This window comes from Fictibacillus sp. 7GRE50 (genome assembly GCF_015903875.1).
Taxonomy (GTDB): Bacteria; Bacillota; Bacilli; order Bacillales; family Fictibacillaceae; genus Fictibacillus; species Fictibacillus phosphorivorans.
In genome coordinates this window covers 16,195-31,386 of record NZ_JACZDW010000002.1, presented here as the reverse complement: position 1 = coordinate 31,386, position 15,192 = coordinate 16,195, and the positions used below count along the sequence as shown (strand labels likewise).

The 15,192-nt window shown below is 38.5% G+C and carries 23 protein-coding genes and 1 pseudogene; 14 read left to right on the top strand and 10 right to left on the bottom strand.

Features of this window, described 5'->3' with window-relative positions:
- Positions 1-38 precede the first annotated feature (38 nt).
- The gene (locus tag IHV12_RS07210; protein WP_197190412.1) at positions 39-1,022 is read right to left on the bottom strand and encodes a metal ABC transporter solute-binding protein, Zn/Mn family; all 984 of its coding nucleotides are present in this window, start codon (positions 1,020-1,022) and stop codon (positions 39-41) included.
- A 248-nt stretch (positions 1,023-1,270) separates the two neighbouring features.
- On the opposite strand from IHV12_RS07210, the gene IHV12_RS07205 reads away from it, so the two are divergent.
- From IHV12_RS07205 to IHV12_RS23040, 6 genes are all read left to right on the top strand, one after another.
- Positions 1,271-1,693, top strand: coding sequence for a CBS domain-containing protein (locus tag IHV12_RS07205; RefSeq protein ID WP_191752712.1), 423 nt, complete (start codon positions 1,271-1,273; stop codon positions 1,691-1,693).
- A 46-nt stretch (positions 1,694-1,739) separates the two neighbouring features.
- Positions 1,740-2,129 (top strand): fluoride efflux transporter CrcB, encoded by a 390-nt coding sequence (gene crcB / locus IHV12_RS07200; RefSeq protein ID WP_197190411.1) that lies wholly within the window; start codon positions 1,740-1,742, stop codon positions 2,127-2,129.
- Positions 2,126-2,470, top strand: coding sequence for a fluoride efflux transporter FluC (locus tag IHV12_RS07195; RefSeq protein WP_197190410.1), 345 nt, complete (start codon positions 2,126-2,128; stop codon positions 2,468-2,470). The genes crcB and IHV12_RS07195 overlap by 4 nt, the downstream gene beginning before the upstream one ends.
- Before the next feature lie 19 nt (positions 2,471-2,489).
- Complete coding sequence (locus IHV12_RS07190; RefSeq protein WP_066392783.1) at positions 2,490-3,074, top strand: DedA family protein; 585 nt, start codon at positions 2,490-2,492, stop codon at positions 3,072-3,074.
- A gap of 155 nt (positions 3,075-3,229) precedes the next feature.
- Positions 3,230-3,424 (top strand): hypothetical protein, encoded by a 195-nt coding sequence (locus tag IHV12_RS07185; RefSeq protein WP_197190409.1) that lies wholly within the window; start codon positions 3,230-3,232, stop codon positions 3,422-3,424.
- 144 nt (positions 3,425-3,568) lie between these two features.
- Positions 3,569-3,850 carry an adhesin gene (locus IHV12_RS23040; protein ID WP_197190408.1) on the top strand — a complete coding sequence of 94 codons (282 nt, stop codon included), beginning with the start codon at positions 3,569-3,571 and terminating at the stop codon, positions 3,848-3,850.
- 46 nt (positions 3,851-3,896) lie between these two features.
- On the opposite strand, the gene IHV12_RS07175 is transcribed toward IHV12_RS23040, so the two are convergent.
- Positions 3,897-4,604, bottom strand: a complete 708-nt coding sequence (locus IHV12_RS07175; protein ID WP_231620682.1) for a thermonuclease family protein — start codon at positions 4,602-4,604, stop codon at positions 3,897-3,899.
- Positions 4,605-4,729: 125 nt separating this feature from the next.
- On the opposite strand from IHV12_RS07175, the gene IHV12_RS07170 reads away from it, so the two are divergent.
- From IHV12_RS07170 to IHV12_RS07160, 3 genes and pseudogenes are all read left to right on the top strand, one after another.
- Positions 4,730-4,912 (top strand): hypothetical protein, encoded by a 183-nt coding sequence (locus tag IHV12_RS07170; protein WP_197127421.1) that lies wholly within the window; start codon positions 4,730-4,732, stop codon positions 4,910-4,912.
- A gap of 15 nt (positions 4,913-4,927) precedes the next feature.
- Positions 4,928-5,245, top strand: a pseudogene (locus IHV12_RS07165) (redoxin domain-containing protein); the annotation flags it as partial.
- Positions 5,246-5,361: 116 nt separating this feature from the next.
- Positions 5,362-5,724 carry a cupredoxin domain-containing protein gene (locus tag IHV12_RS07160; RefSeq protein ID WP_197127422.1) on the top strand — a complete coding sequence of 121 codons (363 nt, stop codon included), beginning with the start codon at positions 5,362-5,364 and terminating at the stop codon, positions 5,722-5,724.
- Between the two features lie 37 nt (positions 5,725-5,761).
- On the opposite strand, the gene IHV12_RS07155 is transcribed toward IHV12_RS07160, so the two are convergent.
- From IHV12_RS07155 to IHV12_RS07130, 6 genes are all read right to left on the bottom strand, one after another.
- Entirely contained in the window at positions 5,762-6,484 is a 723-nt protein-coding gene (locus tag IHV12_RS07155) for a hypothetical protein (RefSeq protein WP_197190406.1), read from the bottom strand.
- A 15-nt stretch (positions 6,485-6,499) separates the two neighbouring features.
- Positions 6,500-6,784 (bottom strand): hypothetical protein, encoded by a 285-nt coding sequence (locus tag IHV12_RS07150; protein WP_197127424.1) that lies wholly within the window; start codon positions 6,782-6,784, stop codon positions 6,500-6,502.
- Positions 6,785-6,872: 88 nt separating this feature from the next.
- The gene (locus IHV12_RS07145) at positions 6,873-7,631 is read right to left on the bottom strand and encodes an IucA/IucC family C-terminal-domain containing protein (protein WP_197190405.1); all 759 of its coding nucleotides are present in this window, start codon (positions 7,629-7,631) and stop codon (positions 6,873-6,875) included.
- A complete protein-coding gene (locus IHV12_RS07140) occupies positions 7,606-8,424 on the bottom strand; it encodes an ABC transporter ATP-binding protein (protein ID WP_197127426.1) in 819 nt (272 codons plus the stop codon). The genes IHV12_RS07145 and IHV12_RS07140 overlap by 26 nt, the downstream gene beginning before the upstream one ends.
- Before the next feature lie 16 nt (positions 8,425-8,440).
- The gene (locus IHV12_RS07135) at positions 8,441-9,484 is read right to left on the bottom strand and encodes a FecCD family ABC transporter permease (protein WP_197127427.1); all 1,044 of its coding nucleotides are present in this window, start codon (positions 9,482-9,484) and stop codon (positions 8,441-8,443) included.
- Entirely contained in the window at positions 9,481-10,491 is a 1,011-nt protein-coding gene (locus IHV12_RS07130) for a FecCD family ABC transporter permease (RefSeq protein ID WP_197190404.1), read from the bottom strand. The genes IHV12_RS07135 and IHV12_RS07130 overlap by 4 nt, the downstream gene beginning before the upstream one ends.
- A 184-nt stretch (positions 10,492-10,675) precedes the next feature.
- Between IHV12_RS07130 and IHV12_RS07125 the strand changes: the two genes are divergently transcribed.
- The 5 genes from IHV12_RS07125 to IHV12_RS07105 all read left to right on the top strand — a co-directional run bounded on the left by IHV12_RS07125 (position 10,676) and on the right by IHV12_RS07105 (position 14,087).
- Positions 10,676-11,632 (top strand): ABC transporter substrate-binding protein, encoded by a 957-nt coding sequence (locus IHV12_RS07125; protein ID WP_197190403.1) that lies wholly within the window; start codon positions 10,676-10,678, stop codon positions 11,630-11,632.
- Positions 11,633-11,853: 221 nt separating this feature from the next.
- The gene (locus IHV12_RS07120; protein ID WP_197190402.1) at positions 11,854-12,276 is read left to right on the top strand and encodes a DUF1992 domain-containing protein; all 423 of its coding nucleotides are present in this window, start codon (positions 11,854-11,856) and stop codon (positions 12,274-12,276) included.
- Positions 12,277-12,287: 11 nt separating this feature from the next.
- Positions 12,288-12,662 (top strand): cupin domain-containing protein, encoded by a 375-nt coding sequence (locus tag IHV12_RS07115; RefSeq protein ID WP_197190401.1) that lies wholly within the window; start codon positions 12,288-12,290, stop codon positions 12,660-12,662.
- 85 nt (positions 12,663-12,747) lie between these two features.
- On the top strand, positions 12,748-13,683 hold the full coding sequence (locus IHV12_RS07110; RefSeq protein ID WP_197190400.1) for a magnesium transporter CorA family protein: 936 nt from the start codon (positions 12,748-12,750) through the stop codon (positions 13,681-13,683).
- Between the two features lie 56 nt (positions 13,684-13,739).
- The gene (locus tag IHV12_RS07105) at positions 13,740-14,087 is read left to right on the top strand and encodes a hydrolase (protein ID WP_197127433.1); all 348 of its coding nucleotides are present in this window, start codon (positions 13,740-13,742) and stop codon (positions 14,085-14,087) included.
- Positions 14,088-14,109: 22 nt separating this feature from the next.
- Here the strand turns inward: IHV12_RS07105 and IHV12_RS07100 are convergent, their stop codons facing one another.
- On the bottom strand, positions 14,110-14,328 hold the full coding sequence (locus tag IHV12_RS07100; protein ID WP_197127434.1) for a hypothetical protein: 219 nt from the start codon (positions 14,326-14,328) through the stop codon (positions 14,110-14,112).
- 48 nt (positions 14,329-14,376) lie between these two features.
- Positions 14,377-15,036, bottom strand: a complete 660-nt coding sequence (locus IHV12_RS07095; protein WP_197190870.1) for a deoxynucleoside kinase — start codon at positions 15,034-15,036, stop codon at positions 14,377-14,379.
- Positions 15,037-15,192: the final 156 nt, after the last annotated feature.

Here is a 15,192-nt window from a genome sequence, read left to right as displayed (position 1 = left end):
AAAAACGCCTGGGAAATTTTTTTCCTAGGCGTTTTTGTTTATTGTAATGCTTTTGAAAGTGTATCAATGTTTTGGTTCATGATAGATAGGTAATCTCGCTCTTTTTTAATGTCGTCTTTCGTTAATGTCTCTAAGTTATGAAGAGTCAGGGTTTCTGCACCGACTTCTTTTTTGATCATTGCAGCTACTTTATTATTTACGTTCTCTTCATATAAAATATAGCTGGTCTTTTCTTTTTTTGCGTTTTCAATAATTTCTTCGATCTGATGCTGACTAGGTTCATGCGAAGGTGAGAGACCGCTGATTGCTATTTGTTCAAGGCCGTAGCGTTCTGCCCAATATCCGTATGCAGCATGAGATACGATGAACGAATTCTTTGGTGCTTCTTCCACTTTTGTTTTAAATGTTGAATCCAATTTCTCTAAATCAGCAACTAGTGCTTTATGATTCTTTTTAAATTCAGCTTTTGCATCAGGATTTAATTTTACGAGTCCGTTATAAATATTATCTGCAATCTGCTGTGCGAGAACAGGATCAAGCCAAATATGAGGATCTAAAGAACCATGATCATGATGTCCTTCTTCCTCATGAGCATGATTTTCTTCTTCATGAGCGTGTTCTTCCTCTTCATGAGCATGCTCTTCGCCTTCATGTTCTGCAGATTCGTGATAGGATATTCCTTTTGCACCATCAATGATAGGCATATCTTCTTCTTTCAATGTATCTGCAACGGAAGATGAGAATTCATCAGACTGGAGTTTGTTATAAACGAAAGCATCACCTTCAGTCATTTCGACCATCTTTTTTGTAGAAGGTTCATACGTGTGTGCATCAGCACCAGGAGGTATAATAGAAGATACTTCTACATGTTTCCCTCCAATTCTTTCAGTGAAATATTCTAATGGATACATGGTGGTATAGATCTTCAATGTACCCTCTTTTTGATCAGATGTGCTATTATTACCGCATGCAGCTGATAGAATTAACATTATCGTTACGCTTAATAAGCTTATCGTTCGCATTTTAGCTTTCTCTCCTTTCAAACAATCCTTACTCATTATAAACGTAATCATTACGATTTGTAAAATATTATTTCTTGTATTGGAAGATTTTTTACTAGATGTGAAATATATAGTCTAAAACGAAAACTCTAAAGGGTAGTGATTTTACAAGCAGATAGAAGTCGTTTTTGGTATAATAAAGAAGATGTTTTTTAACTAAGCGTTTTAATAAGCGTGAATCAGGCTTAAAAAGGAGAGCGCGTACTAACATGAATATTGCTTTTTATTTGTTGCCTAAAGATGAAGTGAAGTATTTGAACCCAGAAGCAACGATGAGACAGGCACTTGAAAAGTTATCTTACCACAAGTACACCTCTGTGCCTCTCGTCTCAGAAGAAGGTCGTTACATAGGAACGTTAACGGAAGGCGATCTGTTATGGAAACTTAGAGAAGCCTTTGACAAAGGGTATGATGACGTATTAAAGACAAAGTTAGTGAATGTACCTCAGCGGATAAATAATATCTCTGTTTCCATCAACTCTAACATGGAAGATCTTATTACTTTGTCTACCGACCAAAATTTTATACCCGTTACAGATGATGACGGCCATTTTATTGGAATTATTAGAAGACGGGATATTATCAAGTATTGTGCAAATTTAATCTGGAATAAAGAAGTTACGAAAGATTAAGGCTGAATGTCTTAATCTTTTTGTACATATAGGAGGATTATTTTAGGTGAAAATACTTGCAGTCGCGCTTGGAGGGATAGTTGGAGCACTGCTGCGTTTTTGGTGCGGTCTGCTTCTTTTCCACCCACAGGGGTCTTTTCCATTTTCTACTTTTTTGGTTAACGTAATCGGCAGTTTTATTCTAGGCTGGTTTGTTGTTTTTGGTGTGAAACGTATAAACAACAACAATTTAATAGTAGCTCTACAGACTGGTTTAATCGGTTCTTTTACAACATTCTCTACTTTCAACACAGAAATATTATTACTGGTTGAGGATCAGCTGTATACAATGGCATTGTTATATTTTTCAGCAAGTGCTGTTACAGGTGTTATCGCTATCTACTTGGGAATGAAGTTAGGTTCTATTTACTATGGCAAAGCAGGTGAAGAACAATGATCGCACAAACAATAGCCGTAGCAGCAGGTGGGGCCGTAGGTGCAGTTGTTCGTTTTTTAATTAGTCAACGGATAAATAGAGGTTTCCCATGGGGAACGTTGGCTGTTAACGTCGCTGGATCGCTTCTGTTAGGGTGGTATGTGGCAGATGAAGTAGACGGTCTATTGAGTTCACTGTATGCTACTGGTTTTTTGGGAGCTCTCACCACTTTTTCCACCTTGCAATTTGAAGCAGTTACTATATTAAAGAGTAATGCTAAAAGAGGTCTAACGTATTTGTTCCTTACATATATATTAGGACTACTAGCAGCTTGGACAGGCTTTGTTATCGGCATAAAATGAAAATATTAAAGGAGATATAATGAAAGATTTAGTAATTTCTTTATTAGAATGGATTATGAGTTTAGGACATCTTGGGATCGCACTTGGTTTGATGGTCGAAGTGATCCCGAGTGAGCTGGTTTTGTCTTATGGAGGGTATATGGTGTCACAGGGGCACTTAAACTTCACGCTGAGTGTTATTGCTGGAACGATCGGAGGAACGCTTGCACAGCTCTTTTTGTATTGGATGGGATATTACGGTGGCCGTCCGTTTCTTGAGAAGTATGGAAAGTATGTCCTAATCTCAAAGAAGCAGATCGACTTGTCTGAAAGATGGTTCAATAAATATGGAACAGGTGTCATCTTTTTTGCACGATTTATTCCGGTTGTGAGACATGCTATCAGCATCCCAGCGGGAATCGCAAAAATGTCATTCGCGAAGTTTACGTTGTTCACAACATTAGCTGTTATTCCATGGTCAATTTTCTTTATTGAATTAGGCAGCCGTCTTGGTTCTAACTGGGAGGATATTAAAACGATTGCAGCTCCTTATACACGCGGAATCATGATCATAGCTGTTGTTGTCATCTTTTTGTTTATTCTTTATAAAGTAAAGAAGAAATAATCATCGCTGTCATATTGTCCTACACGTAATGGCCCGGTATTTATGTACCGGGCTTTTTTATTATTCTTCAAATAACGTATAGACAAATTCTAACGAGAGTTGTACACAACATATATATGGCTACCGCAATATAAAACGAAAGGGGAGGAATTGAGATGGATACATTTATTAAGAATTATCATGAAACATACAATGCAGCTAAAGTTAATGAGTTGCTTCTGCGCATTAAAGAACACCAAGGGAAAGAAAATATCGCTGCGAAAGTGACTGAAGCGATGGAGATCTGTGGATTCACTCCTGGAGACATTGAGCAAGTATTAAAACAACTGCGAGGGGGGGACAGACCCTAGACAATTACACTTTCACTAATTTTGTACATCTACAGTGGACACATTATACCACCATTGCATTTGCCTTATATGTGGAATGGATCAAGCCCTTTCTTAGACGATAACCTCACTTCTGCGTTATACTTCTTGTAAGAGGTGATGGTTATGGATATAACATTAAGCGCAAAGAAGTATATAGAAGAAGTGCTTGAAATGAACAACGCCAATGGAATAAGAGTTTACTTTTCAGGAATGGGCTGAGGAGGTCCTAAGCTTGGCCTGGCTCTGGATGAGCCGGAAAACTCTGACATTATCGAAGAGATCAACGGAATTCGTGTAGCGTTTGATCCAAGGATCAAAGAGCAGACTTCTGCATTAAAATTAGACTTTGAAGATTCTAAATATGGATCAGGTCTCGTGATGCTTGGACAGGACGATTGTTGTTAACAAATCAAACCGCTGATGACTTTTTAAAAGTCATCAGCGGTTTTTATTATTGTTTAGATTTTCTAAATCCCGAATCCATCGCTTCTTTTTCTGTGCAAAACCATAATTCGGGCTTTGTCACTTTATAATAACGGCCACTCTCCAGATGATAAATTTTATCTCCAGAAGAGCTGATGTTACCTTTTATCGTACAATTTTCATTTTGTGATTTGTGTTGTGGTTTCTCTTCTTCATTATCTGAAACATAACCTTCTTCTTGAACATAGTTCTCTAAGCTCCAAATACCAACACCCTCTTTCTGGGCTTGCTTTTGAATACTTTCGTACTGATCTACATACTTCGTATTCGGCTCGAATACATAGGCTACACGTGCGAATCCTTTCTTTAGCAGGCTTTCTTGAACGCTTTGTCCATCTGCATAGACATAAGCGAGAAGACGACCGTACTTATCTCGTTCTCCTATTCCAAGCTCTAACTGAACATCAGCTTCTTCTAGCATATTTTCTGTGTGTTTACTAGCTTCTTTGCTAAAAGGCTGTACGGGTTTAGAAGGATGAACACTTTCTGGTGTATCAACGAGCAGAAAGCGAACCGTTTCTAACTTACCATCAACTCGAACTTTTATCGTATCTCCGTCAACAACCTTTTCAACTTTTACAGAAATTCGTTGTTCATCGTTAGAAGTCAAATAACTACAGCCAGACATAAGGAACACGATACTAATAATAGAGACTAGCAATTTCTTTTTTAACATATAAACATCCTTCATATTTAATTGATTGAATATGCTTTACCATTTACTATTATAATAAATGATAGGTCGTAGAGATTATAGATTACCATAAATCATTCTTTTGAAACGTAAGAAAGGGGATTCACTTGAAAAAGATATATAGAAATCTCAGTATGTGTGTAGTAACTATTTTAATGCTTGTTGCAGCGGGATGTGGAAACGATTCAAAATTAAAAGAAGCAAAGCTAGAGAACCAAAACAGTGAACCTGTAGTTGTTTTCCCATCTGACAAACCATCACTCATCTTTTTATTTACTACAGCTGGCTGAGGTCTCTGCCAAAAGCAGCTGGTTCAGCTGAATGAAAATATAGGTAAATTTAAAGATATGGATGTAAATATCTATGCGGTAAGCTCTGATACGGTTGAGCATCTGTCTTTCCTTCACAAAGAGATGAAACCTGCTTTTCCGTTTTTATCTGATCCGGAATTTAAGCTCATTGACCATTTAGATATGAAAGGGGACAGTGTAGCTAAACGTGGATACGCACTGATCGATAAGGAAGGAAAGGTTATCGTTACAGAGGTGAACGACCATTGGGGAGAAGAGATCGAACAAACTTCTAAACAGATTCATGAAAAATATAAGAAGTTAGAGAAATAGTCCGACAACCAACGGACTATTTTTTTCGGGATTCGTTATCTGTCACAGTTTCTCCATACTAGTTGTTATAAAATGGGGTTATAATGATAGTAGAAACACTCTAGGAGGGATTTTCCATGCTTAAAAAATCTTTTTGGCTTGCAGCGATCGCAGTTCTTGCTATTGGCATACTGGCAGCTTGCGGTGGAGGAAAAGACAAAGAAAAAAGCACTAAGAATGCGGAAGAAACGATTACAATTGAAGCTACTAATTTTAAATTCGATAAAAAAGAGTATGAGATACCAGCAAATAAAGACGTAGCTCTTAAACTAGAAAACGTTGATGGTAACCACGCGGTCATGATTGAGGGAGAAGACGTGAACGTAACAGGTGGTTCTTCTGATGTCGTAAATTTAAAGCCTGGTGAATATACATTACGATGCAGCGTTCCTTGTGGAAACGGTCATGCAGATATGGTATCAAAACTTGTTGTAAAATAAATAATCAGCCTCTAGCTATAAAAGCTAGAGGCTTTCATTATATCTTTTTAATCTGCAGAAGCTCCTTATTGTAAGGAACTTCATTTCCTGTAGAAGCCCACAGATTACCTAATAATCTTGGCATCATCTGGTCTGAAGGAATCGCACCTCTATGATGGCGAAAATGTTCATAATACAAAAGATAGAGCCAAGAAGAAGTAGGAATAAGTATATTTTGAGCAAATTCGTGACTTTCCGTTATCGTTGCAAAAGAATGGGACTCCCATCCTGAAATGAAACGTGTGCGCTTACCGTTCAGCTTAGATTCTATGTAATGAAGAGAGTGTGCCACTTGTGGATCATCATCACCATCAGCGTGTGCCAATCTTGATTGGAATTCTAGAGACACGGAATCAATGTCATCTACTACGGCGACGACATGGCATAGCGCTTTATCGTAATGCGCGTTTAACGGGGTCCATTTATATCGCTGCAGCAACTCTAAAAATGGTAGTTGTTCAATGGGAATATCCGTGTAAGGCGGTGGAAAGAGCTGTCTGCCATATTTGATCTCGTGAAACGTTTTTCTTTCAAAAGAAGCACACACATACCACGTATCGTTTTCGTCCTTAATTAACCGTTCACCAGACTCCAAGGAATATGGGGTGTACAACCCTTTTTTTGAGATTTCATAAGAGGGCAATTCTTCCTCGTACAATTCACTCAATATTTCATCACCAGGCTGTTCGATCGCAGCCATTACAAAAGTTGTAATCCGCATGGTTATCATATTCCTTTAGTTTTTTATTTTCTTAAAGGTATCTTTTAAATCTGTGAATCCTTCTTTAACAGCTGAAAAACTATTTTTCTTTTGGTAGATGTCATATCTTAAGTAATCTTTCTTTTCTTGAAGAAGTTGCTGCTGTGTTTTTACATCGTTCATACGAGCGGTAATGCTGTCACCGGTGCTCTTCATTTGTTGAACGGTACTCATTGACTCCTTCATAGCCTTAATTCCTGGAATTAAAATAAATAGAGCTGCAGCTGCGCATATAGCTAAGAAAATCCATAACCACATCAATACAATCGCCTCCAATCAATCTATCTATACTAAATTACCCGTAATTGATAAAGAAAAAACAAAAAATCGAGGACAGAAAGTCTCGATTTTATCGCTTTGGACATGTAGAACAGCAAGTCCCGTTATCTGTTTTGTAATAAAGGCAGCAAGTCTTACGGGTCTTAGTAGGTCCGCAGCCAATAGGAGCTGCAAAGCGATGGAAAGGGTTTTTCGTTAACCCAAAATGAAAAGCATGAGCTTCCATAAAGAATGCATAATCTTCTTGGATTCTTTTCATAACTTCTGCTGGATGTTCTTCCGTTAACCACGTTTCATAAACCCAGCGTATGTAAATCCATGCGTTCTCCCAAAGAGTTGCTTTTGAAATGCGTGCAGTGCTTGCGATATGATTCAACATGACTGACATGTTCTCTTTAAAAAGTGTTTCAATAACTGAAGATCGCCAATCTGCTCTATTTTCGTCAGCAATGCGAGCAGATGCATCTTTCAGTGTGAATGATGGAAGCCACATGCTGTCAGAGTTGTGATCGATAAGATAGACATTTTTTATGTTCATATCAAATGACTTGTTCAGGATGGTCATCCCATATAAACAGGAAGTTAAACTGCAATACGCATAGCGCTTAAAGAAAAGAGACGCTGTTACAGGGCGTTTGTTTGAACCGATACGCGGTCCTGTTTGATCCAAAAATTGAAGCAGATTATCAGAGCTCAACAGTTGTTCGGCAGAAACGACAACTTCATTCTCATACGGCGCTTGAAAAGAGAAGCGATAGTTCGAACTGATATGCTTTTTTTCTTCTGCTGTCCAACCGTTTGACTTAGGCGTACTGAGGAGTATTGACATGTCGAACGACTCGCCCCTTTCCATATGGAATACACATTGGTGTGCCGAAAACTGGATCAGGAATCACAGAACTCGCCATCTGAAATACATCTTCTACTAATTGTTCGTTCATAATTTCTTCAGGTGCACCCTGTGCGTAGACGGTTTTATCTTGAATCGCTACAATATGATGAGCATACCGGCAAGCAAGATTTAGATCATGAAGCACCATAACTATTGTTCGCTTTTCTTTTTCATTTAACTCAAAAAGCAGGTCGAGAATCTCAATTTGATGTGTCATGTCTAAGTAAGTAGTAGGTTCATCTAAAAGAATGGTTTCTGTTCCTTGCGCTAAAGTCATAGCGATCCACGCTCGTTGACGCTGACCACCTGAAAGTGAATCGACTGGTGTTTCCATAAAAGGAAGAAGATTTGTAGCATCAAGTGCGTTCATTACGGCTTCTTCATCTTCTCGTGACCATTGCTGCAGCCATGATTGATAAGGAAATCGTCCTTGTTTAACGAGCTGCAGTACAGTTAATCCTTCAGGAGCAATTGGTCCTTGCGGCAAGATTGCTAGTTCTTTTGCTACTTGTTTTGTAGAACGTTTCGCAACGTCTTTACCGTTTAGCAATACATGACCGCCTTTAGGGTTTAAGAGTCTTGCCATAGAACGTAACAGAGTGGATTTTCCACAACCATTGCTTCCGATCAAGACGGTAATCTTACCTTTAGGAATCTGTAGGTTCAACTCGTCGATAATCGGTTCTTTTCCATAAGCTAATGTTAGGTTAGAGGTTGTAATTACAGCCATCTGTCATCCACTCCTGTTATTGGTTTTTAAATAAAAGATAGATAAAGTAGGGAGCACCGATCGCCGCTGTAAAAACACCGGCGGGTACTTCTAAAGGGGAGAATAAGGTACGTCCGGCAAGGTCCGCCAATACGACCATGATACCCCCGATCAAGGCCGAAGCGGGAAACAAGCCGCCGAACGATGATCCTGAAATTCTTCTAGCGATATGTGGTCCGATAAGCCCAACAAACCCCATCGCACCTGCAAACGCGACTGCTGAACCAGCAAGAGCTGTACAGACCATTAAAAGTAAGAAACGTTCACGATGAACGGAGATTCCTGCTCCTTTTGTAAGGTCATCACCGAATCCTTGAATGTTCAAACGGCGGACGAGTAGTACTAAGATCGGAATCAATCCAATAAACCAAGGCAGCAAAGCTTTTACTTCGTTCCAGGAAGTACCGTACACCGTTCCAGTAAGCCATATTGTGGCCTGACTCGCTCTATAGATCGGTCCCATAAGCATCATGAGCGTTGTTAAAGCCTGTAATAAAGCCATAAGCCCGATTCCTATTAATATGAGACGAATAGGTGTAACTCCGTCTTTCCAAGCTAATGCATAAATTAAGAAAGCAACGATAGTAGCGCCACCAAAAGCAAACAGTGGTAAATAATTAATACTTAATAAAAGGTTGTTTGAATCATCACTGAACATCGTTAGAAAGGCAACTGCAGCAAAACCTGCACCACCTGTTATTCCGATCATATCGGGAGAGGCTAGTGGGTTACGAATAATGCCTTGCAAGATAGCACCCGAAAGAGCGAGTGAGGCTCCTGCAATAAATGCGACTAATACCCTCGGCAGCCTAAATTCAGTAATGATGAGCTGGTTAATATCTAGCCCAGTTCCGATTAATGCATTGAACACATCCCACGGTGCGATATACATATCACCGACACCGATACTTATTAGCATGGCAGCTATTGCTGCTAGTGTTAAGGCAATTATGCTAACAGTCGTTTTTTTATCAATTAAAAAAGAAAATGATTTACGCTGTAAGACCCAGTACTTTCTCATTTTTGAAAAATTCCTTTTCGAACAATATAGATGAAGAAGGGTGTACCGATCAGGGCTGTTACAACTCCAACAGGTGCTTCTTCAGGCATGATGATATAACGTGCGCCAATATCTGCAACGACGAGCATAATGCCACCTATAATAGCAGAGTATGGCACGATCCAGCGGTGATCATTTCCTACAAGATACCTAGCAAAATGAGGAACAACAATTCCTATGAAACTGATAGGGCCAGCAATTGCAACTGATCCTCCAGCTAGTATGATAACCATGAGAGCTGCCGCTAGTTTAAAAACGACTGTTTTTTGACCTAAACTGATGGCGACGTCCTCTCCAAGCGCAAAGGCATTTAACTGCCTTGATAATAAGAGGGAAATCACCCAAGCGATAACAAGTGCAGGTAAGACCGCGACTAGCATAGAAAGTTTTCTTCCTTCTACTGAACCAGCTAACCAGAATAGAACCTCATCTAGTGCTTTTTCATTGGTAACGAGCATACCTTGCGTGAGAGATGCAAAAAGAGCGGCCATCACAGCTCCAGCAAGTGTCAATTTAACAGGTGTAAGTCCACCTTGGCCAGCAGAACCTAATGCATAAGCCAATCCTGCAGCAACTGCAGCTCCTAAGAAACCGATCCACATAAATTGTTGTATGGATGATACTCCTAGGAAAGTAACGCCAAAAACAATAAAGAATCCAGCACCGGCATTAACACCAAATATATCCGGAGATGCAATTGGATTTCGAGTGAGCGCTTGCATGAGAACGCCGGCGATCCCTAAAGAGATGCCAACAGCCATACCTACAAGTGAACGTGGGACTCGAGATAGTTGAATAATTAAATGTTCGTTAGAGCCGTTAAAAGCCGTATACGCTTCAATAGCTTGTTTTAGTGAAGTGTTCGTATAACCCAGCACAACACTCAAGACCATTATAATGAGTGCGATTAGTATGCCAACGATAAGCCCGGCTGTCTTCAATTTATTTCCGTATAATATTCCGTTCATTAGAGCCTCTTTTATTAATGAAAGTTATTCTCATTTATCAGTTTAAAAGTAAAGTAGGTTTCTGTCAATGACTTTGAAAATCATTATCATTTAGTTGTTGACAACGTATTCATAACATATTATGATACGAATTGTAATTGATTCTCATTATCATTTACATTATAAAAAGGGGAGAGAAAATAGAATGAAAAAAATTACATACAAATGGCTTGCACTCGCAACGGTGTTAACGTTAATGCTTGCATTGGCAGCATGCGGCGGGAAAGATAAAGAAAAAGAAGAAAAATCAGAAGGATCTTCTGAGAGCTATAAAGTAGAACATGCAATGGGGACAACAGAAGTTAAGGAAAACAAGAGAGTGGTTGTCTTAACAAACGAAGGTACTGAAGCAGTACTAGCACTTGGGGTAAAACCGGTTGGAGCCGTTAAATCTTGGTTAGGTGATCCTTGGTATGATCATATTAAAAGTGACATGGATGGCGTTGAAGTAGTAGGTGACGAAAGTGCTGTGAACGTTGAGAAGATCGCAGCTTTAAAGCCTGACTTAATCATCGGAAACAAACAGCGTCAAGAGAAACAATATGACGAACTAAACAAAATTGCACCAACTGTATTTTCAGAAGAGCTTCGTGGTGATTGGAAGATCAACTTCGAACTATATGCAAAAGCATTAAATAAAGAAGAAAAAGGAAAAGAAGTTCTAGCTGCATTCGACAAGCGTATTGAGGATATGAAGAAAAAGGCAGCGGATCAATTAAAAACAGAAGTTTCAGTGGTTCGTTTCTTGCCTGGAACATCTCGTATCTATCACAAAGATTCTTTCTCTGGTGTAATTCTTGATCAAGTTGGATTTGCACGTCCTGGTGATCAGAACAAGGATGATTTTATGGCAGAAGTAACACAAGAACGTATTCCTGATATGAATGGTGACATTCTGTTCTACTTTACGTACGAAGCTGGAGATGGAAAAGCGACTGATACAGAAAAAGAATGGACAGGTAACCCGCTTTGGAAAAACCTTGATGTTGTTAAAGCAGATAAAGCTTACAAAGTAAGTGATGCAATCTGGAATACAGCTGGTGGAGTAAAGGCTGCAAACTTGATGTTAGATGATCTGGAGAAGTATTTCTTAAAAAAATAAGTGTGTAATAGAGAGGGAGCGAGCAGTCGCTTCCTTTTTTCTTCTTCAAGTCAACTCCAGTTTTTCCTAAAAATTGAGCATGGATGAAGATAACCAGGAGGAAAGGCGTTCTTAATTTGTACACAAATTCGCAATAAATCTGCCATAAGTTTTCCAAGGGAAAAGGGATAAAAAACATAAAGTATAAGTGTAGACAAAATTTATTCCTGGAGGTTTGTGTGATGGAAAAGAAAACGTCGCTTGAAAAGGAACTGCAGCAACGTGAGATCTTAATGAAAGACGAGCAAACAAATGCTTGGTTTTACGAAGATCACATCACAGCCATCGTTAACCGTGCACGTAAAGAAGGTGCATTCGATAATCTAGATGGATTAGGGAAGCCACTCCAGCTTGATGAAGATCTTGCTTATAATCCTGAAAAGCGCCTTCATAAAGTAATGAAAGATAATAACATTCTCCCGAATTGGGTGAAACTTGGTCAGGAGATAGACGTACTAAAAGAGGAACTAAAAACGTACACAGTAGAATTTAACATCAAAAAGACAGTAGAGACCATTAACCAAAAAGTCTTTCAGTATAATTTAACTTGTCCGCCTAGTGCACAAAGGATGAAGATAAATCTGGAGGACGTTTTGAAGAAATAATTGGAGGGTGTATGTCAAAGAAAAGTACATTAAATGCTGAACATTATCAATGGGGAGATGCATGTGATGGCTGGCACCTTCTAAAGCAAGATAACCTAAGCATCATACAAGAAAGAATGCCCCCTCAAACAGCTGAGGTGAGACATTATCATGTGTTTTCACATCAATTCTTCTTTGTGTTAGACGGAGAATTGTTGATCGAAAAAGATGGAGAAGAAATTACACTTACCGCGCATCAAGGAATAGCTATTCCGGCAGGAACAACCCATCAAGTTCGTAACGAGACAAGTTTGCCTGTTGAGTTTCTTTTAACTTCTCAGCCACCTGCACAAGGAGATAGAGTTGTAGTAAAAAAAGTAAAAAGTATTAGTACAGTGCCCCTTTAACCTCTAATTGGATAAAGGGTTATTTTTTTGTCATGTGAATCTCATCTTATGGGAAAGATAGAAGAAAAAGGCCAGGAGTCATGAGATGTTAATGTATAAAGAGACCACAAATCAATCGGTACGCATTGAACACTTTGTAATGCCAAAAGAAGAAGAAACGATTTGGATGTTTTATCAATCTCCTGAAGAAATGAATCAAGACGAAATATTAGAGCAGCTTGATCTTCATCCTTTAGCCAAACATGCTTTTATGAATTTTTCGGAACATCCACAATTGAATGTCTATGCAAATCACGCTGTTGTTTCAACGTTTTATTTAGGAACAGAAAATTATGAACCAACAAGACTTAACCTATTAATCGGTAAGAACTATTTAATTGTCATGAGTGAACATGAAATATCTTTTAGGGAACAACTTGTCAATGATTTCACGAGCAATCCCGAGCACATGAAGCATGTTAGTTATATGTTGTACTATCTGATGAAGGATATTGTAAGTTCTTATCTAGAAGTAGTAGATCAACTTTCGGATGAGTTTTTAGAGCTTGAAAAAAGTGTGTTTATCGACCCGCAGAAACGTGAGATCGGGCGAGATGTCTACCGCTGGAAGACTCGTTTACACAAGCTTAGACAATATGTTGAAGCTGAAGAGAGCATCATTCAGAAAATGGGACATGATGACTTTGAATATGCAAATGAAGAGTCAGGTTTTTACTTTAAGGATTTGCTATCCTCTTTTTCAAGGGTAACTGCTGCTTTTGACAGTTTTAAAGAAAATTTAAAAGGTATTCTAGATCTTCAAATGTCTTTGAAGTCCGATCACATGAATAGAATCATGAAAACTTTGACCTTGGTTAGTGCGGTATTCATACCTCTCACATTTATTGCTGGTCTTTATGGAATGAATTTTGAATATATACCTGAACTTAAATGGCGATATGGTTATTTCTACGTGTTAACTCTTTGTTTAGCTCTCGCTATCATGATCATGAGCTATTTTAGAAAGAAAAGATGGTGGTGATTTTACATAAAAATGTATGAGCTGAGGAAAATAAAGAAAAAAGGAGGACGTGAAGAATGGAAAAAAGACCGTATTACATTAATGTTGAAACTGGTGAGATCCTTCCCATCAAAACTGCTTCTACTTTTCAGTTTGAAATTTCTGCTTCTGATGAAGACGTAAGACATCTTGAAAGAAAGTTTAGTGAGCTGGACAGTACGGCAAATGATACTTTTGTGAGGTCACACTTACCATACGTACCTTATTCAAACGACTCAGACAACGACAGGTATGATGAAAAACTAAGAGAAGCGTATCAGATGATTCATGATCTCGGTCAAGAGGAAACAAGACAATTTATTGAAAGTATGAGTTTTTGGAATCCTGAGAAACCACAAGATTTAGAAAAAAGACCAAAAGACTAAATGTCTTTTGGTCTTTAAGTTCTTAGTAGACAAAATAGGCAATGTAGATGATGAGGCCGATCACGAGTGTGAAGCCGGCGAGTGCAATAAATACAGGATTCAACAATGCAGTATGTCTTGATACAGCAGGATTTACTTCATCTTCCGTATACATTTTTTGTTTTTTTGCGATTTTCATCGTCCACCAGAGACCTACTGCAGCTACAAGGACAGATAACAAAATAAAGAACAATGTAAACAATTTGTGTTCACTCCTTAAACCTTGTTTGTCCTAATAGTGTTTGTGGTTTTATAGGCTTTCATGCATAAGAAAAGAAGGTTGCTTCAATGAATCCAGTCGTGCCAGTTCATTCTTTACAAGTGTAAGAATCTTAACCTGATCATTTGTATCAAAAATGTTGTACTGATCACTCTCAATCATCAATACAGGCGTTTTATCGTAGGCTTTAATCCATTCTTTGTATTTAGCATGAAGTGTTCGATAATAAGCCAAAAGTTCTGGGTTCTCATCAACTTGTTCGTATGAACGACCTCTTTGACGGATACGACTTAATACAGTCTCAATATCACTATCCAAATAGATAAGTAAATCAGGACGTGATTTTGGCGTTTTGTCGATCTCGTTCATCATCGTTTCAAGTAAATCTTTATACGTGTCAAATTCAAGCTGTGTCATGTTTCCGGAATCAAAATTCAGTTCGGCAAAAATTAAATCTTCATAAAGGCTACGATCAAGAACGTTATCTGAACTTGTACGAGCTTCTCGGATGGTCTTAAAACGTGTGTTCAAAAAATAAATTTGAAGCGGGAAAGCCCAGCGCTTCGGGTTTTTGTAATAATCGGGTAAAATAGGATTGTCAACGACGCTTTCATAAAAGATAGAACTCCCAAGCTGCTCGCTCAAAAATTCAGCATATGTAGACTTGCCTGTACCGATCATACCTGCCATTAAAATCACGGTATATCCTCCTAAAATGGTGCATCATCTGCTCTGAAATCAGTGATGCGGGACTAGTGTAAAACGTATGTATTCATAAGTTCAAAAATCAATATATGGTATGTAAGTAATAAAGCCTTTCTAAATATATCATGTAATACAAAAGGT